This is a genomic window from uncultured Campylobacter sp. (assembly GCF_938045345.1).
In the GTDB taxonomy this organism is placed as follows: Bacteria; Campylobacterota; Campylobacteria; order Campylobacterales; family Campylobacteraceae; genus Campylobacter_B.
The window spans coordinates 34,239-56,306 of the sequence record NZ_CALIMS010000059.1 but is presented as its reverse complement, the minus strand read 5'-3'; the positions used below and the strand labels follow the sequence as shown (position 1 = coordinate 56,306).

General features: G+C 46.3%; 20 protein-coding genes. 10 read left to right on the top strand and 10 right to left on the bottom strand.

What is annotated here, in order from left to right; all coding sequences use genetic code 11:
- Nucleotides 1–131: 131 nt before the first annotated feature.
- A complete protein-coding gene (locus tag Q0144_RS10375; RefSeq protein ID WP_297987635.1) occupies nt 132–935 on the bottom strand; it encodes a transporter substrate-binding domain-containing protein in 804 nt (267 codons plus the stop codon).
- Nucleotides 936–1,273: 338 nt separating this feature from the next.
- Between Q0144_RS10375 and Q0144_RS10370 the strand changes: the two genes are divergently transcribed.
- The gene (locus Q0144_RS10370; RefSeq protein ID WP_298064059.1) at nt 1,274–2,116 is read left to right on the top strand and encodes a hypothetical protein; all 843 of its coding nucleotides are present in this window, start codon (nt 1,274–1,276) and stop codon (nt 2,114–2,116) included.
- Nucleotides 2,117–2,399: 283 nt separating this feature from the next.
- On the opposite strand, the gene Q0144_RS10365 is transcribed toward Q0144_RS10370, so the two are convergent.
- On the bottom strand, nt 2,400–2,981 hold the full coding sequence (locus tag Q0144_RS10365) for a Crp/Fnr family transcriptional regulator (protein WP_298064057.1): 582 nt from the start codon (nt 2,979–2,981) through the stop codon (nt 2,400–2,402).
- 127 nt (nt 2,982–3,108) lie between these two features.
- On the opposite strand from Q0144_RS10365, the gene Q0144_RS10360 reads away from it, so the two are divergent.
- The 3 genes from Q0144_RS10360 (at nt 3,109) to Q0144_RS10350 (ending at nt 7,085) form a co-directional block, all read left to right on the top strand.
- Entirely contained in the window at nt 3,109–3,675 is a 567-nt protein-coding gene (locus tag Q0144_RS10360; RefSeq protein ID WP_298064054.1) for a hypothetical protein, read from the top strand.
- Between the two features lie 13 nt (nt 3,676–3,688).
- A complete protein-coding gene (locus Q0144_RS10355; RefSeq protein ID WP_298064052.1) occupies nt 3,689–6,136 on the top strand; it encodes a molybdopterin-dependent oxidoreductase in 2,448 nt (815 codons plus the stop codon).
- A 232-nt stretch (nt 6,137–6,368) separates the two neighbouring features.
- Entirely contained in the window at nt 6,369–7,085 is a 717-nt protein-coding gene (locus tag Q0144_RS10350; protein ID WP_298064048.1) for a hypothetical protein, read from the top strand.
- Between the two features lie 273 nt (nt 7,086–7,358).
- Here the strand turns inward: Q0144_RS10350 and tpx are convergent, their stop codons facing one another.
- Nucleotides 7,359–7,883 carry a thiol peroxidase gene (tpx, locus tag Q0144_RS10345; protein WP_005872978.1) on the bottom strand — a complete coding sequence of 175 codons (525 nt, stop codon included), beginning with the start codon at nt 7,881–7,883 and terminating at the stop codon, nt 7,359–7,361.
- Nucleotides 7,884–7,972: 89 nt separating this feature from the next.
- Here tpx and Q0144_RS10340 point away from each other — a divergent pair, with 89 nt between their 5' ends.
- The 3 genes from Q0144_RS10340 to hutX all read left to right on the top strand — a co-directional run bounded on the left by Q0144_RS10340 (nt 7,973) and on the right by hutX (nt 10,683).
- Nucleotides 7,973–9,451: an NINE protein gene (locus Q0144_RS10340; protein WP_298064046.1), complete on the top strand. Its 1,479-nt coding sequence runs from the start codon at nt 7,973–7,975 to the stop codon at nt 9,449–9,451.
- Nucleotides 9,452–9,509: 58 nt separating this feature from the next.
- Nucleotides 9,510–9,953 (top strand): DUF805 domain-containing protein, encoded by a 444-nt coding sequence (locus Q0144_RS10335; protein ID WP_005872982.1) that lies wholly within the window; start codon nt 9,510–9,512, stop codon nt 9,951–9,953.
- Between the two features lie 217 nt (nt 9,954–10,170).
- The gene (hutX, locus tag Q0144_RS10330) at nt 10,171–10,683 is read left to right on the top strand and encodes a heme utilization cystosolic carrier protein HutX (protein ID WP_298064043.1); all 513 of its coding nucleotides are present in this window, start codon (nt 10,171–10,173) and stop codon (nt 10,681–10,683) included.
- 405 nt (nt 10,684–11,088) lie between these two features.
- Here the strand turns inward: hutX and Q0144_RS10325 are convergent, their stop codons facing one another.
- Complete coding sequence (locus Q0144_RS10325) at nt 11,089–11,523, bottom strand: Imm12 family immunity protein (RefSeq protein ID WP_298064040.1); 435 nt, start codon at nt 11,521–11,523, stop codon at nt 11,089–11,091.
- A 378-nt stretch (nt 11,524–11,901) separates the two neighbouring features.
- On the opposite strand from Q0144_RS10325, the gene Q0144_RS10320 reads away from it, so the two are divergent.
- The 3 genes from Q0144_RS10320 to Q0144_RS10310 are packed head-to-tail and all read left to right on the top strand — an operon-like array spanning nt 11,902 to nt 15,643.
- Nucleotides 11,902–12,501: a disulfide bond formation protein B gene (locus tag Q0144_RS10320; protein ID WP_298064038.1), complete on the top strand. Its 600-nt coding sequence runs from the start codon at nt 11,902–11,904 to the stop codon at nt 12,499–12,501.
- 20 nt (nt 12,502–12,521) lie between these two features.
- Nucleotides 12,522–13,130, top strand: a complete 609-nt coding sequence (locus tag Q0144_RS10315) for a cytochrome C (RefSeq protein WP_298064036.1) — start codon at nt 12,522–12,524, stop codon at nt 13,128–13,130.
- On the top strand, nt 13,127–15,643 hold the full coding sequence (locus Q0144_RS10310) for a molybdopterin guanine dinucleotide-containing S/N-oxide reductase (RefSeq protein WP_298064034.1): 2,517 nt from the start codon (nt 13,127–13,129) through the stop codon (nt 15,641–15,643). Before Q0144_RS10315 ends, Q0144_RS10310 begins: the two co-directional genes overlap by 4 nt.
- Nucleotides 15,644–16,380: 737 nt before the next feature.
- Here the strand turns inward: Q0144_RS10310 and Q0144_RS10305 are convergent.
- The 6 genes from Q0144_RS10305 to Q0144_RS10280 all read right to left on the bottom strand — a co-directional run bounded on the left by Q0144_RS10305 (nt 16,381) and on the right by Q0144_RS10280 (nt 21,791).
- Entirely contained in the window at nt 16,381–16,644 is a 264-nt protein-coding gene (locus Q0144_RS10305) for a Txe/YoeB family addiction module toxin (RefSeq protein ID WP_291938836.1), read from the bottom strand.
- The gene (locus Q0144_RS10300) at nt 16,641–16,904 is read right to left on the bottom strand and encodes a type II toxin-antitoxin system RelB/DinJ family antitoxin (protein ID WP_298064033.1); all 264 of its coding nucleotides are present in this window, start codon (nt 16,902–16,904) and stop codon (nt 16,641–16,643) included. The genes Q0144_RS10305 and Q0144_RS10300 overlap by 4 nt, the downstream gene beginning before the upstream one ends.
- 124 nt (nt 16,905–17,028) lie before the next feature.
- Nucleotides 17,029–18,342, bottom strand: a complete 1,314-nt coding sequence (locus Q0144_RS10295; RefSeq protein ID WP_298064032.1) for a sodium-dependent transporter — start codon at nt 18,340–18,342, stop codon at nt 17,029–17,031.
- 642 nt (nt 18,343–18,984) lie between these two features.
- Nucleotides 18,985–20,298 carry a hemolysin family protein gene (locus Q0144_RS10290; RefSeq protein ID WP_298064080.1) on the bottom strand — a complete coding sequence of 438 codons (1,314 nt, stop codon included), beginning with the start codon at nt 20,296–20,298 and terminating at the stop codon, nt 18,985–18,987.
- Between the two features lie 128 nt (nt 20,299–20,426).
- Nucleotides 20,427–20,678, bottom strand: coding sequence for a hypothetical protein (locus Q0144_RS10285; RefSeq protein ID WP_298064031.1), 252 nt, complete (start codon nt 20,676–20,678; stop codon nt 20,427–20,429).
- Nucleotides 20,679–20,981: 303 nt separating this feature from the next.
- Complete coding sequence (locus Q0144_RS10280) at nt 20,982–21,791, bottom strand: M48 family metallopeptidase (RefSeq protein ID WP_298064028.1); 810 nt, start codon at nt 21,789–21,791, stop codon at nt 20,982–20,984.
- Between the last annotated feature and the right edge of the window lie 277 nt (nt 21,792–22,068).

Sequence of the window (22,068 nt, the reverse complement as noted above, 5' to 3'; positions counted from 1 at the left end):
GTATGCAAGTTTGAAATTTAGGGGCGAAGTGGGGATTTAAAATTTCGCAAATTCTAAATTTTAAATCCCAAGATTTATTCGTTATGCAAACTGCCTTCGATAAATTTTATATTTTAATTTCTAGCTCGCTTTTATAGCAAGTCATAAATTCCATCTAGCAGGAAGTATTTTTTATCCGCCGTACCGCGGTAAAAAGGCTCAAAGGTATCCTGATAAGCCTTTTTGAAAAAGCCCTCTTTGCTTAGTTTGACAAGCTCTGCGTTGATGAAATCAAGCAGCTCCTTATTTCCTTTTTGCACGCCAATACCGATGAAATCGGGCTTGCCGAAGTTTTGAAACGGCACTTCGAGCGTATCGTCCACGACGGCGTAGGCTAGCACCGTGATATTTAGATTGACGTATCCGTCGGCTTTGCCGTCACGGATCATCGCGTAGCATTCGCTTGTGTTTTTGCAGTAGCTTACGTTGCTAAATTTCTCTTTTTTGAGATAATTATCTACGGTTGTGCCCTCTTCGGTTATGAGTCTCATATCGCGCAAACGCGATATATCTTTGATGGCGTCCGCTTTGCGAGTTAGTACGCCGAGATTGGTCGAAAAATACGGCATCGAGAAGTCTACATGATTTTTGCGTGCCGAATCGATGACGAAGGTAGCTGCAACCATATCGACTTTATTATTGACTAGATACGAGACGCGATCGGCGGCGCTTAGAGAGACAAACTGCACTTCGCCTTGTTTGGCACCGAAAATCGCCTTTGCGATCGCATTGGCAAGCTCGATCTCAAAGCCTTCAAATTTACCACCGCTAATCTCGCTAAAAGGCGGTCTGCCGTCTCTGACGCCTACTCTAATGACGCCGCTATTTCTGATCTCTTGCAGCGTGTTTGCAAAAAGCCCCGCACAAAGCAAGATCAAAGTAAAAAGTAGTTTCATTTGCCGCTCCTTTGTTTAGGTTATTTATGGCTAATTCTAGCGAAATTAAAATCAAAAGGCGCTTTTTTGGGCTAAATTTATTTGCCGTTTGCTTTTTATGAAATTTCAAGACGCCGTTAAATTTAGCCTTAGATTTGATATAATCGGGCAAAATTTATGGAAAGGATGATATGAAAAATTTTATCTTTTTGTGGCTTTTGCTTGCGGGCTACGCTTTTGGCGCTGCTAAGGATGACGCGAGAGTTTCTGCTTCACAGCAAGCAGAGTCAAATTTATCGTAGCCAAATTTTGAAATTTTTTACGATGAAAATGCTAGCGATGCGCAGATAGATGCGGGCTTGGACGCCCTTTTGGAATTCGCGGCGCAAAACAGGGACAGGATCGACGAGGATTTCGGGGAGTTTGACGAGCGGATTTTTACGCCATTTATTGCAAATATGAAACTAATGCGAAGTGGAAAGCTTGATTTTACACGAATTACTCGAATACTTGCGTTTAAGCCTGATTTGAACTACAATGAAGGATATATCGGCTCGCCGTTGCAAACTGCGATTTCTTACGGCTGTCCGCTTTATTTTGGTGCGGGTATTGATGCGCCAAGCAGCGCTGATTTGGGTGCAGACGAAAAGAATTTGATAACTCCAAGCGAAAAGCTAGGACGTCGCACAATTTTAAAAAATGCGGATGTGCTGCGATTAGTGCGATTTTTGGTAGAGCACGGCGCAAACATACATGCACGCGGATCGTTACATCTAGCCACATCGTGCGGAGATTTTGAGACGTTTTCATTGCTTCTTGAGCTGGGCGCTACAGATATTAGCGGCGTGGTAAGCTCGGTTGCAGGCGGTGAGCTGCTATTTTTACGAGATGCAGGTTTTATCGTTTCGGCATATAAAAATCCGCCTGATCCACGCGCTCGTGAGTTCATAAAGAGCGCGAGATTTAAAAAATTCCGCGACGGGAGGCTACGCTATGTGGAGGAAATTTTAAAATTTCAAAGCTTGCGCGAGCTACCGCAAAATGAGTTAACGGGCTTGATTAAGCTAGCCGCAGTACTGGATGATACAGACACGGCGGAGTTTTTGCTCGCTCACGGCCTTTGCGAGCAGAAAGAGCTTTGCGAGTTTCTAAAAGCGCAGGTAAAAACTTACGACGCTGTAAAAATTTTGCAATCTTTGTAAAATTTAGCGCGCTGCCTCGCTTCGTTAAATTTGAAATTCGTGCCAAGAGCGTTAAATCGTCGCACCGTATTTTGCGCGTGAAATTTGCTCGGTCGCGCAAGCGCCCCGTTTCCAAATTTTATCCGAGCCTCATCTTACTTTGCGATGCTTTCGCTTGTCTTTTTGATCTGCGCGTCCTTTCGTTCGATTCGCGCCGCGCGCCTTTTTATCGGGTTAAATTTAAAATTTCGCGGGCGGCTTTCGCCAAAATAGTTTAAATTTAGATCCCCTGCGCAGATTCAAACTACAAAATTTTAATTCTATTTCCTTTTAATTTCACGATCTTTTTGTCATTTACCAGCTTCGTAATCGCCGAGGAGACGTTTTGGCGAGGCGCTCCGAGCAGGCTTGCCAGCGTCATTATATTAAAGGGAAGCTCCACGATCTTATCGGCATTTGCGATGCGGTTTAGAAAATTTAAAATCCGCGTCTGAATTTTCGCAAAAACGATCTCTTTAATTAAAATCCGCTGCGAGTAGATGTTTTTGATAAGCGCGTTTATGATCGAGCTTGCAAACTCGTCTCCAAGCAGCTCGAAAAGCTCCGAGATATTGATCTGCAGCGTCTCGCAGTCGCTTAAAATTTCAAGGCTCGTGTTTTTATCCAAGCAGACGTAGGCGCCGCTTCTTACGAAGCTAAAGATAAATTCCTTGCCGTTTTCGTAGCAGTTTAGCTTCGCCCTGCCACGCAGTAGAATGATAAATTTAAACTTTTGCGCGTAGATCACGTCGCCGCGAGCGTAGCTTTCGCGCCTAAATTTAGCAATCCGCTCCCTGCTTAAAAAGTCGAATTTCTCGCTGTAATCGTTATTTAGTCTATCTATCATAGCAGCTCTTTGCATAAAATTTCACGTAAATTTTACATAAAAAGGATAAATTCGTCGCAATCGCGACAAATTTAAATTTATCTTTGATTTATAATTCGCGTTAAAGACAACCCAGAAAGGATACTTTATGAGGAAAATTTTTATCTCATTTGTCTGTGCGTGTTCGCTTTTCGGCGGCGAGGTGATCTCCAAAACCACGGCGATCTCGCAGGACGGAAAAACTATCGGCGAGGCTGAAATTTTAACGCCGATCGAGGTGATATCCAGCGATGGCGGCGTTACCAAGATTAAAATTAAAGGCGTCGTGAGCGAAAACTATCAGCTTCAAATCCAAAAAAATATGAAAGAGGCTGAAATTTACGCGATTTTTACGAACGAAGCCGAAGCAAATTTTAAAAAGGGCAAAAAGCTCGAGGACGATTACGGCGAGATCTGGTATGAGGCGGAGGGAATTTACGAAATCAGCTCAGATGCCGTAGCTAAGGACGCTAAGGCTCTTTATGCGGAAGCAAAGACGAACTACGAGCAGATCTGCTCGGCGTGTCACCGCCTGCATGAGCCAAAGAGCTTCACGGCAAATCAGTGGCCTGCAAATTTACAAGAGATGATCAATGCAAACTACGTAGCGCTCGAGGGCGACGAGCTAAATTTGATCATAAAATATCTACAACACAACGCAAAAAAACCTGAATGATAAAGGAGATCAGATGAAAAGGCGAGACTTTTTAAAGGCAGGGATTTTAGGCGCAAGCGCGGCAAGCGCTAGCAGGATTGAGGGGGTCACGCAGACGATTTTTGATAACAAAAAGGTATTCGGCGCAAATAGATTCGGTACTTTTTGGCTAAATTTAAACTCGTCGCAGATCGTTTCGGTAAGCGATTTTGAAGGCGATAAATTTCCAAACACGATGAATTACAGCCTGCCCGATAATATCCAAAACGAAAACCGCGTGCTCTATCCGATGGTGCGCAAAAGCTATCTGAAGGCTAAAGGCGCGGCAAAGAGCGAACTGCGCGGTAAAGAGGAGTTCGTGCGCGTTAGCTGGGACGTAGCGCTTGATCTAGCGGCGAAGGCTTTGAAAGAAAATTTCGAAAAATACGGCGCCGAGGCGATCTACGGCGAGTGCTACTGGTGGGGCGGCAGCGGCAAGATCGGCTGGGGACGCACCGTAGCGCACCGAATGCTTAAAATTTTAGGCGGTTACGTAGAGGAAAGCGGTGATTATTCGACCGGCGCGGGTCTGGTTATCATGCCTCACGTATTGGGCTCAAGCGCCGTTTACGACGCGCCTACTACGTGGAAAGCGATCGTCAAAAACGCTAAAAACGTCGTATTTTGGGCGACCGATCCTGCGGTAACCAATCAAATTTCATCCATTCCACCTACGCACGACGGTTACATCGGCATGCAAGAGCTTAAAAAATCGGGCATCAAAACCTACAGCGTAAACGTGATGAGAAACGACACCGCGCGCTACTTCGGCAGCGAAGATATCATCGTGCGCCCGAACACCGACACCGCGCTCATCATCGGTATGTGCCATTATCTGTTTACGAACAACCTCTACGACGAGGAATTTATCAAAAAATACACCGTCGGATTTAATAAATTTAAAGCGTATTTTCTAGGCGAGAGCGATAAAATCGTAAAGGACGCAGCTTGGGCGAGCAAAATTTGCGGGCTTAGCGAGGAGGCTATTGCGAAATTTGCTACGGCGCTTGCAAAGGAGCCGAGCACGATCCTGATCGGTCGCGGTTTGCAGCGCGCAGATCACGGCGAGCAGCCTTTCTGGGCGCTAGTGGCGCTTAATGCGATGCTGGGATATATCGGCAAGGAGGGGCTCGGCTTTGAATTTAGCTTGGGCTACGGCTCTGCGGGCGCTACGAACAAGGTGGCTCCTATTTTAAAGGGACTTAGCACGCGCATAGATGAGAAATACGAAAATACGGGCTCTGCGCCTTGGAAAAGCGCGAAAAATATCACCATCCCGTCCTCTCGCAGCATAGAGGCGCTGGAGCATCCGGGCAAGCAGATCGATTATGACGGCACCAAGATCAAACTGCCGCATATGAGAGTCGCGTATATGGCGTGCGGATCGATGTTTACGCGCCATCAGGACGTGAATAATATTGTGAGGCAGTGGCGTAAATTTGACACCGTCATCACCGCCGAGCCTTACTGGACGAGTACGGCGAAGCTTAGCGACATCGTGCTTCCCGTCGCGATCGAGGTCGAGCGCAACGACATCAACCAAACGGGCGCTACGGGCGAATATATAGTTGCTTACAGACCTGCAATCGAGCCGATGGGCGAGAGTAAGAGCGACTTTTGGATCTGCGAGCAGATCTGCAAGCGCTGGGGATACGGCGAGGTCTTTAGCGAGGGCAAGGACGAGTTAGGCTGGATGAAAGAATTCTACGCCGATGCCGTAGAGCAAGCCAAAGGCCTAAATATAACGATGCCTAGCTTTGAGGAATTTTACGACAAAGGCTTCGTGCGCTTTGAAAAGGACGACGAGAGCAGCGCGCTATATACGCGCCTTGCGGCATTCCGCGAAAATCCCGCCAAAAACCGCTTAGGCACGCCGTCTGGCAAGATCGAGCTTTACTCGCCCGTAATCGCTAAGATGGGCTATGCCGACTGCCCGCCGATGCCTACTTGGATCGAGCCTAAGGAATGGCTAGGCGATGCGAAAAAGACGGCGAAGTATCCGATTCACATCGTAAGCCCGCACTCTCGCTACCGCCTGCACAGCCAGCTAAACAACTCGATCATCAGAAATTTCGCCGAGGTTAGCGGCAGAGAGCCGGTGCTTATCAATCCAAAAGATGCCGAAGCTCGCGGGCTTGCGAACGGCGACATCGTGCGCGTTTTCAACGACCGCGGCGAAATTTTGGCAGGCGTGCTAGTCACCGACATCGTGCCCGAGCGCGTCGCAGCGATCTGCGAAGGCGCGTGGTACGATCCCGAGGTTTGGGGCGAAAAGAGCCTCTGCCAGCACGGCTGCGTAAACGTGCTTACGTTCGATAAAGGCACGTCAAGTCTCGCGCAAAGCAACTCGGCTCACACCGTGCTAGTGCAGATTGAGAAATTTAAGGGAGAGATTAAGCCGATACAGGCGTTTGGTAAACCTAAAATTTTGCAGTCGCTATAAAATTTAGCGCGTCGTCTCGCGAGTGCTTTTGAGAGAGATTTGAAATTTTAAGTCTGCGGCAGACTACTTTGTCTAGCCTTGACTTAAAATTTCTGCACAACTCTCAAAATCATCTCGCGATACTTCCGCTTGTGTTTTGCACTCAAATTTAATTCACCAAAATTTGATCGTAAATTTGCACGAATTAAAAACTCTGCTAAAATTCGCTCAAATTTAACCCAAAGGTCGCGCCGTGCAAATTCCGAGCTTAATCCGAAATTTTATCCGCAAACGTATCGTCTCGGAGTGCATTTTACTGCCGTTTTTCTATCCTGACGAGAGCGAGTTTGAGAGCTTTCAGGAGGGATATAGGCTCGCTAGCCGCAAAACGAGCGAGGAGCTAGCGGACGATACGCCCGGGCAGTGGCGCAAGAGCTGGCGAGCCATCGCGCGTAACGGAATGGATGATCCGTTTTTCGTAGACTTTGCCCTGGGGGATGCCTCGCCCGTGTATTTTGCGTATCATGGCGCGGGCTCGTGGGAGCCGATAAAGGTCGCGGACGACATCGTTAAATTTGAAGGAATTTTAACCGCCCTTGCCGCGCTTGAGGCGCCTTGCTCGCTTGAAGCGATTGCGCTGCTTGCTGATTTAAACAACGAATTTTACCGCGAGCTGGCAGACGACTACGCGCAGGTGGATGAAGAAGTCGAAGAAAAAAACTACAAATATTTCAGCGTTTTCATCGAGGATCTGGGCGCGGACAAGGTAAAAACGCTCGTGTTTTTAAAGAAATTTTTTGAGGACGAGAGTTTTGCAGATACGAAAGATAGGACGCGAAATTTGCCGCTTTGTCTTTTTAGCGGCATAGAGGAGCTGGCGCTGCCGCTGCAAAACAAACTCGCCTCGCTCGGAGTTAAATTTTACGCGCGCAAAATTTCATTTAGCGAATTTATCGCGCGTAGTAGCTAAGCGGGCAAATTTTAAAATTTTAACTCTCGCTGCTGCTAAATTTAAAATTTAGCAGCAGACGATCCTATATTTCGTGCTCGTTCGCTTGCTATCGCAGTGCGTTAATAGCTTTGCGTGCACCGAAGCGCAAATCAAAGCGTAAAATCAAAATGTAAAATTGAAGTTGATTTTAAGCGCCCTACTTCGTTTTTTACTTGCAGTAGGGCGAATTTGCTTAAAGTAGTGAACTAAAGCGAGGCGAAAATTATCCAAACCTTGGATCTATTATCTTGCTCAGTTAGAGCAGCTGTTGCGAGCGACGAGCTCTGCAAAATCTAGGGCTGCGTCGTAGTCGGGCTCAGAGGCTATATCGCTTACGAGCTCTTTATAAACCACAACGCCTGCGGTATCTATGACGAAGATCGCTCTGGCGCTAAGACCTGCTAATGCGCCGCTGGCGATGAGGGTGCCGTAGCGGCGGCAAAATTCCTTATCGCGGAAATCGCTTGCAACGCGTAGATTTTTTATCCCTTCAGTCGTGCAAAACCTCCCCATCGCAAACGGCAAATCCATCGAAACGACGATTACTTCGGTGTTAGGAAGCGATGCAGCGCGCTCGTTGAACTTACGTGCCTCCGTCGCGCAGACGGGCGTATCTAGTGACGGCACGGCGACGATGATTTGCACGTGCTTGCCGCTAGCGATCTCGATTTCGCTTAGATCTTGAGCTACTAAGCGCACTTGTGGCGCGCGATCGCCTAGATTTATCTCTTGCCCGCTTAACTCTACGGGCTTTCCTTGAAATGTTACTGTTGGCATTTTTGTCCTTTGTTTTGAATTTGTAGCGGCGAATATACAAAAATTCCTTAAATTTCAGGTAAAATTGCTTTAAAAATCAAGGAGAGCAGATGGGCGAAGATATTTGGGGCGGCAGCAGCAATCCTGCGTCGCTAGCCAGTATAAGACGTAAAAGTGGCGAAGAGAAAAAGCCTCTGGATGAGAAACCACAGGAGCAATCTGAGAGTTTAGATTTAGCGCAAGAAGCTCTTGCGGCGGATGATACTAGCGAGCAAAATTTCGCGGCTCAGAATTCTATAGAGCAAGATTCCACTTCCACAAGGCAGAATTTTACGCCACAGAATTCTACGGAGCAAAATTTAGCTTTTGAAGCTCAAGGCTTGGATGAAGAAAATTCTATTTTGCGAGATTCCGTCGCGACAGGCTCTAGCGAGCAAGATTCTAACGCGAAAGACTTGAATTCTACCGAAGATGCTGCGAGCTCGCAGAATTTTGTGGAGCAAAATTCCACTTGGCAAAATTCAGCTTCCTCAAATTCCGATAGAATTAGCTCTACGCAAAGCTCAGCTAAGGCTTACGATCTAAATAAAGCCTACGTATTTTATATGTTCCTAGGGCCTTTCGGCGCGCATAGATTTTATCTTGGGCGTATAATTTCCGCGATTTTTCAGCTTTTAGGCGGGCTACCATTTCTCATCTGGCTTTTTTTAGTAGTGGTTGCTGTCATGTGGACGAGTATAGAAGGTAACGATCTGTTAGCGCTTATAAACTCGTCTCGTCCGGATTTGGGTGTGCAAGCATCAGACCTAAAAGATATAGAACAGGGCTTTTTTCATTTTATGGTTATTTTCTCGGTGCCCAATGTTTTGTTTTTAATTTGGCTTATTAGCGACTTTTTTAGGTTGCCTGATATGGTGCGAAAGCTAAATGCCTCCGTGGGTGTGGGAGATATTACCTATCTTTATGCGGACGATGTTATGGAATGTGGCGAGAGTCTATCTAATGCCGAAACCGCTCTTTATATAGCATTTGGACTTGAGGTACTAAGTGCAGTGAGTGGATATATTAAAAATGCGGACAAGGCTGGTGCACTACAAGGTATCGGGATTATTTTGGTAATATGTTTAGCTGTAGGGCTATATTTTTTAGCGCGCGCAATACGCAGCACGGATTTGCTATCAAATGCTGCGATTGCTGGAGTTTTTTCGACTATAAGTGCGTTAATCATCGTATTTATAGGCTTTGGGCTTTTTAAGCCTTCTGTCTTTGCACTGTGTGTTTCTTGCGTGTGCATGTTGGTATATTTGATTTATCGGTTATTAATTAGCAAGGAGCTTTATGATTGTAGTGGCGAGAAAGACTATTTGAGAGCGTTTTATGTTATCGCAGCTACGGAGATGATAACTCTAGTTCTTGCGATACTTGGCTCGCAGCTTTTAGTTCTAGTATCCACCATAGGTCAGGTTGTCGCAGCAGTTCTAAATGTTTCGGCGGTTCATGGCACCAGAGAGGTTACCGCTTCAAAAGGCGGCTACGATCTAGCGCATTTGGCATATCACGTAAGGCAGATGAATAGGCGGGAGTTTTAGACATTTATTTAAGGGGCGATTAGTATAATCCTACATTATTTTAAAAAAGGAGTTTAAAATGACTTTTATGGAGTCCGTGCAAACTTGCGTAAAGCAAAAATACGCCGCATTTAGCGGGCGAGCATCGAGGTCGGAGTACTGGTGGTTTTTTCTATTTACCGTGCTTGGCGGGATTGTTTTGAGCTTGATAGATGGCGTTTTAGGCACTACGATAGGGTACAATCAAATAATAGCCGGCAAAATCGTCCATCAAGAAATCGGCATTATAGATGCGCTTTTTCAGCTAGCCATGCTAGTGCCAGCCATCGCTGTATCAGTCAGGCGATTACATGACACCGATAGAAGCGGCTGGTTTTTTCTGCTTATTTTAACGCCGATAGTGGGTGCTTTTTTCGGCGATATCGGGCTTTTGGTATCATTTGTGGGTTGGATAGTGCTGCTTGTATTTTTCGTGCAGCGCGGCGATAGCGGGTCCAATCGCTTCGGATACGATCCGCTATGATAAAGCTCTAAAGCTTTGCGGAATTTTAGAATTCTAAAATTCCGTGCAGATAAAATTCTTTGTATTATCACTTAAAATTCTACGCATAAGCACTGTGTAGCGCTAAATTTTTCTTAGAATAAGCTTTTCAAATCCTCTTTAATTGATTGCCGTTATCTGTAACTTAGAATTTTTATATTATAATGGCTCTTAAAATTTTATTTTAGAAAGGATAAAAATGAAAGAGAGAATCGAGGCGCTGTTTGCGCAAAACCCTAAAATTTCGATCGCGCAGATTTGCAAGGAGCTCGGCGCGAAGGAGATCGACGTACTGCTAAACCTGCCCGAGCGCTTCGGAAAGAGCGCCGGCGGCGATAAATTCGGCGAGGTCATTAGGGAGCTTGAGAGTTGGGGCGAGGTGCTTTTCGTAAAAAATACGCCGAGCTTCATCATCGAGTTTAAAACCAAGATCCCAAGCGGCAAGAATGCGCAGGGATATTATAATTTCGGTATGGGCGCAAACGGCGATGAGGCGCATGGGCTGGGTATTTTGGGGGGTCATCTAAAGACGGATGAGATTGATAAGATCATCCTTGTGACGCAGACTTTTATGGGGATGCTCTCGAAATTCGTGGGCTTTTACGACAAAGCGGGCGAGAATATCTTTAAAATTTACGTTTCGCGCGATGAGAAAGGACAGCTGCTAGCCGAGCAAGACGCGAAATTCGAAGCGCTAAAAGCCGCGATTTAGCGCTCGCGCAAGGCCCATCTTGCGCGGCTTGCGTAAAATTTGTCCTTGCGCGGGTATTTGGGCTTGATCTCGCCCTTTACGCGCGAGATCAAATCCGTAAAGCTCTACTGTGAAATAACACTCGCGCGCTTCTATGCGCTCGCGCAAGACCCGCCTTGCGCGGCTCGCTCATCGCTTGCTTAACAGCGCGTTGAAATTCTACGGGGTGCCAACCAAGGCGCTTTAAGCTAGCCAATAAGCTTTCAGGCAAAATTTTAAATTATCGTTGATGATGAAATTCCAAACTCGCCTCGTCGCTATTTTGCGTCTTAAGGGCGTTTGGAATTTCACTAGCCCGGGCTAGCGTCTGCCTTATCTGAAACGGAATTTTGCTGCTTCAGATAGATATTCTTTTCAAATTTTATTTCAACAATCTACTACTAAATTTTCAAAAACTAGGTCTATATTATCTTTGTACTGCTTATCGTCAAATTCTAAATTATTATTCGTAATTTTCCGCCCGGTAATATCTCCAAGCTCCATAAGATATTGCTTGAACTTTTCTAAAAATTTATCTGCATTTGCCCTTTTATCGGAGCTCCACTCGTCTGAGCTAAAATGAATATACGCGATAATTTTTTTGCTTTTAAGATAATATTTCGGTTGATAAATTCCCGATTTGGGAAAATATCTCGATACTTCTCCGCTCAAACAAAGGCAAATATCGATCTTTTGCAGCGAGTGCATTTCAAAATCGCTAAAAACCCTTTTAATCTCTTGCCTTACCGCTCTTATAATATCCGGCATATAGATCGGCACATCATCCGCCCCGCCGATAACGGCATTTATGTTAAATTTCATATAGCGCCCCGCCCTTGAATATGAAGTTAAATATTTTTAAAAATTTCGGCTCATTATATCATCTTCATAATATTTATTGGGTGCTGGAGCTACGGAGTTTTGAAATCGATATATTTTTTATCAAAACAGGCTCGAATAAAGATAAAATTTTATAAAATCTACCATTTTAATTTCATATCTCAAAAACGTTTCGCTGCCGCGCAAGAAGCGTCAAATTTTAAAATTGAAATTTTATACGTCAAGCTTAAAGCTTATAAAACTCCGATATTTAGGGCAATACAGACTCGAATTTTTATCTTTTATTGCTATAATTCCTTCATAAATTTAAATCTTAAGATTAAAAAGTATTCTTAAGAATTTTATAAGATGGAGGAGATCTTGAATAGATTGATCTTAAAGATTTACGTGTGGCAAAATACCGCTACGCTGTGGTTTTGGCTCTTTGTGATAAGCGCAGGCTATCTTGCGGTATCATATTTTTTCTTTCAGCGCTGCCTTTTTATGTCGCCTACGCAGATGGGCACCCTCGTGCGTCTGGGCTTTGCCGTGGCGGGCGTGGGCGCGCTTATCGGCTTGCTGCTACCGTTTAGCTTCATAGCAAGGCTCATTGCTTACCTGCTTGGCTTTGCAGGCGCGATATACGGCTATTTACAAAGCTCCGCGCCGCACCCCGCCGCAGATATCGCAAATTGCCTCGCAGCGCCTGCATTTCCTTTTGCGGCGCCGCTTGATAGCCTGCTGCCGGAGCTATTTCGTCCCGCAAGCTGCACGGGCACCCCGTCTTTCCTCGCAGGCACCGCGCTTAGCGATGTGCAGAGCTTTTTCGGCGGATTTTACGGCGAGGGATTTTATCTCGTGCCGAGCATTAAATTTGCAGACGCGGCGCAGTGCGCGCAGGTAGCGTTTGCGGCATTTGCGGCTGTTTTGGCTGTGATGTTTGCGAGCTTTTTATACGGCAGATTTACGAGAAGTTTTTAAAATTTTAAGAAAGGATAAGCATGAAGTTTTTAAATTCTCTTGCGGCTGCGGCGGCTCTTGCGGCTACGATCGCAAGCTACGCTGGCGCCGAGGTTAAGGCGGGCGAGACGCTTTACGGCACGGTGCTAAAGCAGGTAAGCGTAAGCGGCGATTTGTCGCATAAGGACGGCAGGCTGCTGCCTACGAATGCCATAGAGGTGCTGGAGGTCAAGGACGGAGTGGTGAAATTTTCGCTCATCGGCTATCAAAATCCAAAGGCGCCCAATGTTATTTATTTCACGCCTAAAGCGCGCATAATCGCGGTGGCGTTTTCGAAGCAGGCTAAATTTCAAAGCGAGAGCTTGGGCGAAGAGGACGGCTTTAATAAGGTTAAAATAACCGCCTACACCGACGAGGGCGCGCTAAGCGGCGACGTGGATAAAATTTTCGCGGGCGCGAAGGAGAAATTTGAAGCCTCGTGTAGCGTCTGTCACGCTCTGCACCAGCCCGTCAGCTACGAAGCCAACAGATGGCCGGGCTACATCAAATCGATGCTTTCGCGCACGCCTATTAGCAAGGATGAGAGCTGGACGGTGGTGCAGTATCTGCAAAAGCACTCCAAGGACGTAAATTTAAAGGATATGAAATGAAAAGACGAAATTTTTTAAAGCTCGGCGCGGCGGTCTCGGCGCTTCCGCTCATTCCAAGCTCGATGCTTGCGGCGGATAAGCTTACCGCGCTTAAGAAAAACGGCGAAATTTTAACCGCGGCGCGGTGGGGAATTTTAAAAGCGAGCGTTAAAAACGGCAAGATCGTAAAATCCGCGCCGTGGAAGATTACCTCTAAAATTCCAAATACTCTTCAAAATACGATGGCGGATCTCGTTTATAACACGCGTATCAAGGCGCCGATGGTGCGAAAATCTTACCTCGCCGATCCCGATAATCCAAAACCCGAGCTTCGCGGGCTTGACGAATGGGTCGAGGTAAAATATGAAGACGCGATCAAACTCGTCGCGCGCGAGCTAAAAAAGACGCGCGAGCAAAAGGGCGCAAGTTCGGTGTTTGCGGGCAGCTATGGCTGGCAGAGCACGGGCAACGTGCATGTCTCAAGGACGCTGCTTCATAGATTTATGAACTTAAGCGGCGGCTTTACGGGCGTCACGGGCGATTACTCTACGGGCGCGGCGCAGGTAATAATGCCGCACGTAACGGGTTCAAACCAGGTCTATGAACAGCAAACCTCGTGGCCGGTGGTGCTTGAAAGCTCCAAAGTCGTGGTCTTTTGGGGGCTAAATCCGATCTCTACGCTTCGCGTGGCGTGGACGAGTTCGGACGAGCAGGGATTTAAGTATTTCGAGCAGCTAAAAAACAGCGATAAAGAGATCATCATCATCGATCCGATCAAAACCGTAAGCGGCAAGTATTTCGAGGGCAAGGCGCGATGGATCGCCCCTCGCCCGAACACCGACGTGGCGATGATGTTAGGCATGGCGCAGCATCTCTACTCACAGGGCAAGTACGATAAGGAATTTTTACAAAACTACACCGTGGGCTTTGAAAAATTCGTGCCGTACCTTACGGGGCAGAGCGACGGCGTAGCCAAGACGCCCGAGTGGGCTAGTGAAATTTGCGGCATTAGCGCGGATGTGATAAAAGAGCTTGCGATAAAATTTTACGAAAATCGCACGATGATAATGGCGGGTTGGGGTATCCAGCGCGCTCATCACGGCGAGCAGGCGCACTGGATGATCGTAACTCTATGCGCAATGCTGGGGCAGATCGGACTTGCCGGAGGGGGCTTTGGCTTTAGCTACCACTACGCTAACGGCGGCGCGCCTACCTGCGCGGGCGGCGTGATCGGCGGAATGAACGCGGCAAGCGTCGGCGTCGTTAAGGACGGCAAATTCCTAGGGCTTGCGCAGGATCAGAAGCAAGGCGGCGAAGCTACTCAAGCATGGCTGGTAAATACGGCGAAGGTCGCCTTCCCTCTAGCTCGTATCGCGGACGTGCTGCTAAATCCAGGCAAGACGATCGACGCGAATGGTGCAAAGATCACCTATCCGAAGATCGATTTTATCTACTGGGTCGGCGGAAATCCTATCGTGCATCATCAAGATACTAACACCAATATCAAGGCTTGGCGCAAGCCGCGCACCATCGTAGTGAATGAAATTTACTGGACGCCGACTGCAAAGATGGCGGACATCGTGTTCCCGACCACGACGGAGTATGAGCGCAACGACATCACGATGAGCGGAGACTACTCCAATATGCATATAATCCCGATGAAGCAGGTCGTCGCCAAGCAGCACGGCGCGAAGGACGATTATCAAATTTTTACCGACCTTTGCAAGGCTTACGCGGACGGGCTTGCCGAGGTTTATACGGACGGCGGCAAAACAGAGATGGACTGGATCAAAGAATTTTACGAAGGGGCAGCTAGCGCCGTGAATGCAAACACGGCTTTAGGCATTCAGATGCCGAGCTTTGAGCAGTGGTGGGAGAAAAACGAGCCGACGGAATTTTACGAAACGCCAGAGAGTGCTGCGTACGTGAGCTTTGAGGATTTTAGAAACGATCCCGTTTTGGAGGCTTTGGGAACGCCTAGCGGGCTGATTGAAATTTACTCCGATACGATAGAGGCGATGAACTACAAAGACTGCGGCGCGCATCCGATGTGGTTCGAGCCCATTGAGTGGCTTGGTATGAAGGATAAGCCTGCGAAATTTCACCTGCTTAGCCTGCATCCGCTCGATCGCTTGCATTCGCAGCAGAGCAACACTTCAAATCGTAAGAGATACGCCGTCGCAGATCGCGAGCCGGTACTGATCAATACCGAGGACGCTAAGGAGCTCGGCATCAAGCAGGGCGATCTGGTGCGCGTGTATAACGCTCGCGGCGAAATTTTAGCAGGTGCGAACGTAAGCGACGACATAATGCGCGGCGTGGTGCAGATCTTCGAAGGCGCGTGGTACGATCCTAACGCCGAGGGGCTTTGCAAAAACGGAAATCCGAACGTACTTACGATCGATCTTCCTACGAGCGAGCTTGCCAACGGCAACATCTCCCACACGGCGCTGGTAGATATCGAGCTTTATAAACACAAGGCGGGCGAGGACATCAAACTAACCGCATTTATGCCGCCTAAAGGGGCGAAGTAAAGATTGGGGGCGGTCTGGGGTTTTAGGGCGAGGCTCTATCCTCGGATCGCCGAGGATTTGCTACGGCGACGAGTCGGATCGATTGGCTTGCCGCAGCTTTACGGCTGTGATGGGCTGGGGTTAAATTCTGAATTGCCCAAAGCTTTTCTACCTTGGCGACGGGCTGAGTGAATTTTACCCGCCATAGCTTTGTGAATGCGGCAAGCCAGAGGAGGGGCGAGCGAGTATTTGCCTCGCCGTCCTACTCTCCATTCGCTCGTGAAATTCTCGCCAAATTTAAGAACTTGCCGTTTGGACTAAAATTTCAATCCAAACTAAAAAATCGCCTAAGCTTCCATTTAAAATTTTTCTTCGGAATTTGCGTATCGCTAAAATTGTCGCTGTAAATTTCATTTTTATCGGTGAAATAACCGCTATTTTGAGCCTGCGGTATAAAGTCGGTCCGATCTTCTATTTTTACGTTTAGCGCCTTGAAATATTGCAGCAGCTCATGATATTCTTTTGCAGATACGGCATTTATTAAAAAGCAATTTCTGTTGTTAAATTTAACGACGAAATTTCTTTTTAGCAGCCAAGGTAAAATTTTGAAATTTACTGCTTTAAATCTGCACTGAATTTCAAAATTTTAAGCCATAAAATAAGATAAAATTTTAAAATTCCACGCCTTTTTTTTGGTGTGAAAGTTTTTATTTTGGGACAAATACTACCGCTTTGATATTGATGCTTTTGTACGTATTTTACTTATCTCCATAGTGAGTTTTACACTGAGCTATTTCTATGGCGCCATTAGATATTCTAAATACGAGCCGATTTTTTCCATCTATTCTAACACTATAAAGCCCCGATAAATTGCCCTTTAGCGCTTCGGGTTTGCCTATACAATCGTAGCCGTTACGCTCTATATCTAGGATTAACTTATTTATGCGCTTTAGAATATTTTTATCATTTTCCTGCCAATACAGATAATCCTTCCAAGCTTCTTGCGACCAGATTTTTTTCATTGATCCGCTTCTAACAAATCGTGCTCAATCCCGCTATTTTCCTTTAATTCGTCAAAAGAGCGCTTAAGATGAGATAAATTTTCGTGGCTGTAAAAGGGATCTGCTGTCAGCTCGAAAGGAATTTTGCGTTCTTGCAATACTTTTTTAGCAAATATTGTAAAAGCAGTAGTTAAATTTAGCCCCATTTCAGTGCATACTTCCTCCAATCCTTTTTTAAGCTCGGCATCCATTCTAAAATTTACGTTTATAGATCGCGTCATATTGTCTCCTTTTTGATTGCATTATACATTATTTATATGGATAATGCAATGATTTATAAATGTGATTTGCTAAAACTCCATTATGAGAGAATACTATTAATGCTAAATCTAGCGAAATTTTAATTCAAAACGAAATATGCATACTAAGCGCGATTATGCATAAAAGTAGCGCCAGTGGGACATAGACAAAGCGCCCGATATCATACCAGAGCTTGCCGCGGACCCTCTCTGCGCCCAGATTGATCTCATCTAAAATTTCATTCCGCTTAATCACCCAAAACCACGATATCGCGCCGATTACCGCTCCGATCGGAATGATATAAATCGATACGAAATCCATCCACGGACCCCATGAGCTTATCGCTTCCATACCAAGGCCCGCACCCAGGCAGATCGCGCACAATAGCGCAAGCGTGAAGGCGCGGCTTAGCCTTGGAAACTTATGCATTAGCGACTCGGCGACTACTTCGAACATATTTTGAAGCGATGAAATTCCACCAAAAATCACGGCGGTAAATAAAATCACCGCAAAAATTCTACCACCTGCCATATCTTGCAAAATTTTAGGCAGAGTTACGAAAAGTAGCTTAGGCCCCGCCGCAGGATCCATTCCATAAGCAAATACTGCAGGGATCATCACTAGTGTAGCTACCATCGCGGCTAGCGTGTCAAATAGCGCGGTATTTTTCGCTGCAGATACCACATCTTCGTCTTTGGATAGATACGCGCCATAGACGATCATCCCTGAGCCCGTAATCGATAGCGAGAAAAATGCCTGTCCCATCGCAGAAATCCAAACCATCGGATCTGCTAGCTTAGTAAAATCGGCGCCAAAAAGAAAGGCATATCCGCCCGCGGCGCCTTGCAGTGTCGCCACTCTAACTGCTAAAATTGTAAATAGCACGAAAAATAGCGGCATCATAATTTTATTCGTTTTTTCGATGCTTTTGGCGCCGAAAAACAGCGTCAGCAACGTGCCTGCGACGATTATACAGTGATAAGGCACCACGGAGTAGGGCGTCAGGGCAAAAGAGTTGAACCACGTATCGGTATTTTCGCTCATTAGCGAGCCGTCTATGGCTTGGACTAGCGCTTTTAAAACGTAGGCGATGATGACGGCATAGCCCACTGCGATACACATCGAACCGGCAAGCGGTAGCCAGCCGATAACCTTACCGATAGCGCCCAGTCCGCGGCTTTTCCACGCGTATTCGTATGAGCCTAGCGTGCCTGTTTTGGCGCGGCGACCGATCGCATATTCGGCGCTTAGGCCTACGTATGAAAACAGCGCTACAAAAAAAACGTAAATTAGCAAAAATGCGCCGCCACCGTTCGTGCCGAGTTTGTAAGGGAAGCCCCAGACATTTGCCATACCTACAGCAGAGCCCACGCAAGCGATGATAAAAGCCCAACGCGATGAGAATTTGTGTTTTGTCATAAAGCCATCCGTGCAAAAAATTTTCGTTATGGTAGCAAAAAGGAATTTAAGATTTATTTATGCGGAATTTTAAGGCGTGCCAACTTGATTACTGAGGAATTTTTAGAATTTAAAGCCGCGAAGTTTTAAAGTAAGATTGGTGAAATTTTATGATCAAAATCGATAGAGTTAATTCTGCGATACTGCGCGGTAAAATTTTATCTTTATAATTTTAGAAAATTTTGCGCTTAGGCTTTGGCTTTAAAATTCGCTTGGTCTGGGCTTGTAGTGGGGCTTGCTATTTAAATTAGGCGAGAAATTTAGATCAATTAGAATTTTAAAATTCCGCGAAATTTTAAAATTTACGATCTCGCAAAATTTAAAAATAGGCTCATCAAGAAATTCTATCTAGCGTCGCTCTGGCAGAATTTTCGCGGTAGAATTTCGCCTTTTGTTTGTAATATGAAGAGGACTTATAAATAGCACTTTTATGGCGCTCTACAAGGCGAGTGGCATTCCTGCGCCCGCTATTAGGGCATCTATACGGGAGCGGTGAATAAATTTTGCCCTATATGGGGATTGAGAGCGTCGCAAGCGGCAGCATGTTTGAAATTTCCGGCGCGCAGCATTGCAAAGTGAAATTTTATTAACCCGCACTTTGGCTTAGTTATTTTTCTCAGTCTCTTCGTTTTCTTGCGGCTGCGCGACTACTTTTTTGATCGCTTTTACGAGCGAGACCCTCGTGCCATCCATTCGCAGTACTTCGTAATCGCAGTTTTCATCGCTTATTTTATCGCCGATTTCAGGTAGGCTACCAAAGAGATTAAAGACGTAGCCGCCGATCGTTAGTTGCTCGGTCTCCTCATCAAAGTCAATGCCCATCACCTCCTCGACGCCTTCGATCTCGAAGCGGCCTCTAAACTCAAAGGTATTCTCGTCGATACGTTTGAAATTTTGTGCATTCGCGTCGTGCTCGTCGTTGATGTCGCCAAAAATTTCTTCTATGATGTCTTCCATCGTCAAAAATCCTGCAGTGCCGCCGTATTCGTCGATGACGAGCGCGGCAAAAATGCGCTGCTTATTCATCATCGGTAAAATTTTAGAGATCGGGCTGTTTTCAGGCACGATGATGAGTTTGCGCACGATTTTATCGAAGCTTTTATCTCCCTTTTGTTGGATGATGTCGCGGATGTGGATGAGGCCTAGGACGTTATCTTTGCTGCCGTCGATATACGGAAAGCGCGTAAATTTCGACTGCAATACGGTTGCGTAGTTTTCATCGTAGCTTTTTTGCTTATTTAGGCATATGAGATCGCGCCGTGGCGTCATTATCTCTTTAGCGACCGTGTCGCTAAAATCGACGGCGTTTTTGATGATCTCGGTCTCGAGGCTATCGAGTACGCCGCCTTTTAGGCTCTCGCTTGCGATGATTTTGATCTCTTCGTCCGAAAGCGCAAGCTCGCTCTCTTTGGCAGGCTTTACGCCGATGATTTTAAGCGAGACGGCAGCGATGAAGTCAAACGCTTTTATGATCGGAAAAAACATAATCCAAAAAATATGAAGCGGTCTGGAGATAAAAAGCACGATCTTCTCGGTTTTGGCAATAGCGATGGATTTTGGCACTAGCTCGCCGAGCACAACGTGAAATAGCGTAACGAGCGTAAAAGATATGACGAAGGCGATCGTATGCGCCGCTGCTCCGCTGCCTATGCCGATGGATCTTAGCGGCAGCTCGATCAGTCTCGATACTGCTGGCTCACCGATCCAGCCGAGGGCGAGCGAGCTTATCGTAATGCCTAGCTGAGTGGCGCTGAGGTAGGTGTCAAGGGAGTTTGAAATTTTAAAAGCGAGCTTTGCGTTTGGAATTTTATCCTTGATAAGCTCTTCGAGGCGAGACTTTCTTACTTTGACGATTGAGAATTCCGAAAGAACAAAAAAAGCATTCATAAAGATGAATACAAAAGCTAAAACTAACATTAAAACCGAACTGTCCGTGTCCAAATTTTTTATCCTTTGAAATTTAAAAATAAATATTTATGATTATATCTAAAAACTCTTTAAAATCCAAAAGATATGGAAAATGCCTCTCGCCCGCTCGTAGAATTTTACGGAGTTGAAATTTTGCTTCTTTTATCGCGTAAAATTTCATCTGCCCGCGCGAAACCTCTCGCTACGCAAAATAGCGCTAAAATCTGCCGCCCAGTCGAATAAATTTTATTTTCATGCCTGACTGTGGTTGTAAAATTTTGTTTGCATACGACCATAGCAAAATTCCATCTGCGCCCGAAGGGGCAAAATTTTACTCCAAATTTCGTCGCGCTTAAAATCATAAAATTTCGCGCCGTAAAATTCTGCATCGACGGGCATTTCGGCCTCCTATGCGGCAGAATTCCGTCCGGCGCTTGCGTTTTAAAAGATGAAATTTTATCTCGGCGCGATTTTGTTTATCGGGCGTGCTAATGGAATTTTGCGGTGATTTAGAATTCTGCGTTGCGGCAGACCTTTGTTGCGGCGAGATTTTATCGCGATAGAGCTTATGCGCGGCGGCGGATAATCCTAGCGCTGCGCGCAAGCCCATTGAGAAATTTAAATGCGACGATAAAACCTGCTACTTAAAAAACCTTAGCGCACAAACTCTTGCGAAATTTTAAATCGCAAGACTATCTATTTCTTGTGGCAGCCTCGTAAAGTGGCAAGACTTTCGGCATCACCTCTTTCAGATCAGCGATGCGATCTTCGTTTGAAGGGTGCGTGGACATAAATTTAAGCGGATGGCTCTCATTTAGCTTATTCATCTTCTCCCAGACGTTTATCGCCGCTCGCGGATCGTATCCCGCGCGCGCCATCAGCTCAACGCCCATCAGATCAGCCTCCGTCTCATGCGTGCGCGAAAACGGCAGCGTGAAAGTGTACTGCGCCGCCATGTTCAAAGCCGCCGAGCCCAGATCTCCAAGCCCTGCTGCAGAGCTTGCTACGGCGATACCGACATCTTTCATCTGTTCAGTCGAGGCTCGCTCGCGACTGTGTTCGCGCAGTGCGTGCGACATCTCGTGCCCCAAAATAGCAGCCAGCTCGGCATCGGTAAGTTTAAGCTTTTCGATGATGCCCGTATATACGACGATGCGACCGCCAGGCATACACCAAGCATTGATCGTAGGGTCGTTGATGACGTTTACCTGCCAGTTCCATTTCAGTGCGTCTTTGCGAAATGCGCCGACTTGAGCGATTAGGCGCCTCGAGATGCCTCTAACGCGATCAGTTAGCTTTTTATCAGTATTTAGGACGTGCTTGGCGTTTGCTTGGGCGGTAATTTGCTTGTAGGCAAGCGCGGCACTTTGATCCATTTCAGCTTCGCTTACGGTGATGAATTGCGAGCGGTCGATGCCTACGGCGCCGCCTTGCGTGGTGCTCGCACAGCCGCTAAAAATCATCATCGCAGCAAAGGATATTAAAAGAGCTAATTTTTTCATCTTTTCTCCTTGAAATTTTGCGGCGATTTTAGCGAAATTTGGTTAAATTTTTAGAATTTTATTTTGGATTGCCGGATTTTGCAGGCGCGATCTATTTGGAATTTGTCGTAAAATTTAAGGACGGCCGTCGCCTTTAAAATAGGATTGGGCTTTGTAATTTAGCGATAAAATTTAGCGGTGATTTCGCAGAATTTTATCGTGGCGTAAACGAGGCATTGCTATGTGAAAGTAGTGGATTTATCCAAATCCAAGTGCGACGTTGTATAAATAAGGCGCC

Excerpts from the sequence above, each read along its gene's own strand:
- Q0144_RS10280 (WP_298064028.1), bottom strand. The coding sequence starts at position 21,791 with ATGAAAAAATTAGCTCTTTTAATATCCTTTGCTGCGATGATGATTTTT.
- Q0144_RS10325 (WP_298064040.1), bottom strand. The coding sequence starts at position 11,523 with ATGAAATTTAACATAAATGCCGTTATCGGCGGGGCGGATGATGTGCCG.
- Q0144_RS10305 (WP_291938836.1), bottom strand. The coding sequence starts at position 16,644 with ATGAAAAAAATCTGGTCGCAAGAAGCTTGGAAGGATTATCTGTATTGG.
- Q0144_RS10340 (WP_298064046.1), top strand. The coding sequence starts at position 7,973 with ATGGGCGAAGATATTTGGGGCGGCAGCAGCAATCCTGCGTCGCTAGCC.
- Q0144_RS10285 (WP_298064031.1), bottom strand. The coding sequence starts at position 20,678 with ATGCAGAATTTTACGGCGCGAAATTTTATGATTTTAAGCGCGACGAAA.
- Q0144_RS10360 (WP_298064054.1), top strand. The coding sequence starts at position 3,109 with ATGAGGAAAATTTTTATCTCATTTGTCTGTGCGTGTTCGCTTTTCGGC.
- Q0144_RS10365 (WP_298064057.1), bottom strand. The coding sequence starts at position 2,981 with ATGATAGATAGACTAAATAACGATTACAGCGAGAAATTCGACTTTTTA.
- Q0144_RS10335 (WP_005872982.1), top strand. The coding sequence starts at position 9,510 with ATGACTTTTATGGAGTCCGTGCAAACTTGCGTAAAGCAAAAATACGCC.
- Q0144_RS10355 (WP_298064052.1), top strand. The coding sequence starts at position 3,689 with ATGAAAAGGCGAGACTTTTTAAAGGCAGGGATTTTAGGCGCAAGCGCG.
- Q0144_RS10290 (WP_298064080.1), bottom strand. The coding sequence starts at position 20,298 with ATGTTAGTTTTAGCTTTTGTATTCATCTTTATGAATGCTTTTTTTGTT.
- Q0144_RS10295 (WP_298064032.1), bottom strand. The coding sequence starts at position 18,342 with ATGACAAAACACAAATTCTCATCGCGTTGGGCTTTTATCATCGCTTGC.
- Q0144_RS10375 (WP_297987635.1), bottom strand. The coding sequence starts at position 935 with ATGAAACTACTTTTTACTTTGATCTTGCTTTGTGCGGGGCTTTTTGCA.
- Q0144_RS10300 (WP_298064033.1), bottom strand. The coding sequence starts at position 16,904 with ATGACGCGATCTATAAACGTAAATTTTAGAATGGATGCCGAGCTTAAA.
- hutX (WP_298064043.1), top strand. The coding sequence starts at position 10,171 with ATGAAAGAGAGAATCGAGGCGCTGTTTGCGCAAAACCCTAAAATTTCG.
- Q0144_RS10310 (WP_298064034.1), top strand. The coding sequence starts at position 13,127 with ATGAAAAGACGAAATTTTTTAAAGCTCGGCGCGGCGGTCTCGGCGCTT.
- tpx (WP_005872978.1), bottom strand. The coding sequence starts at position 7,883 with ATGCCAACAGTAACATTTCAAGGAAAGCCCGTAGAGTTAAGCGGGCAA.
- Q0144_RS10315 (WP_298064036.1), top strand. The coding sequence starts at position 12,522 with ATGAAGTTTTTAAATTCTCTTGCGGCTGCGGCGGCTCTTGCGGCTACG.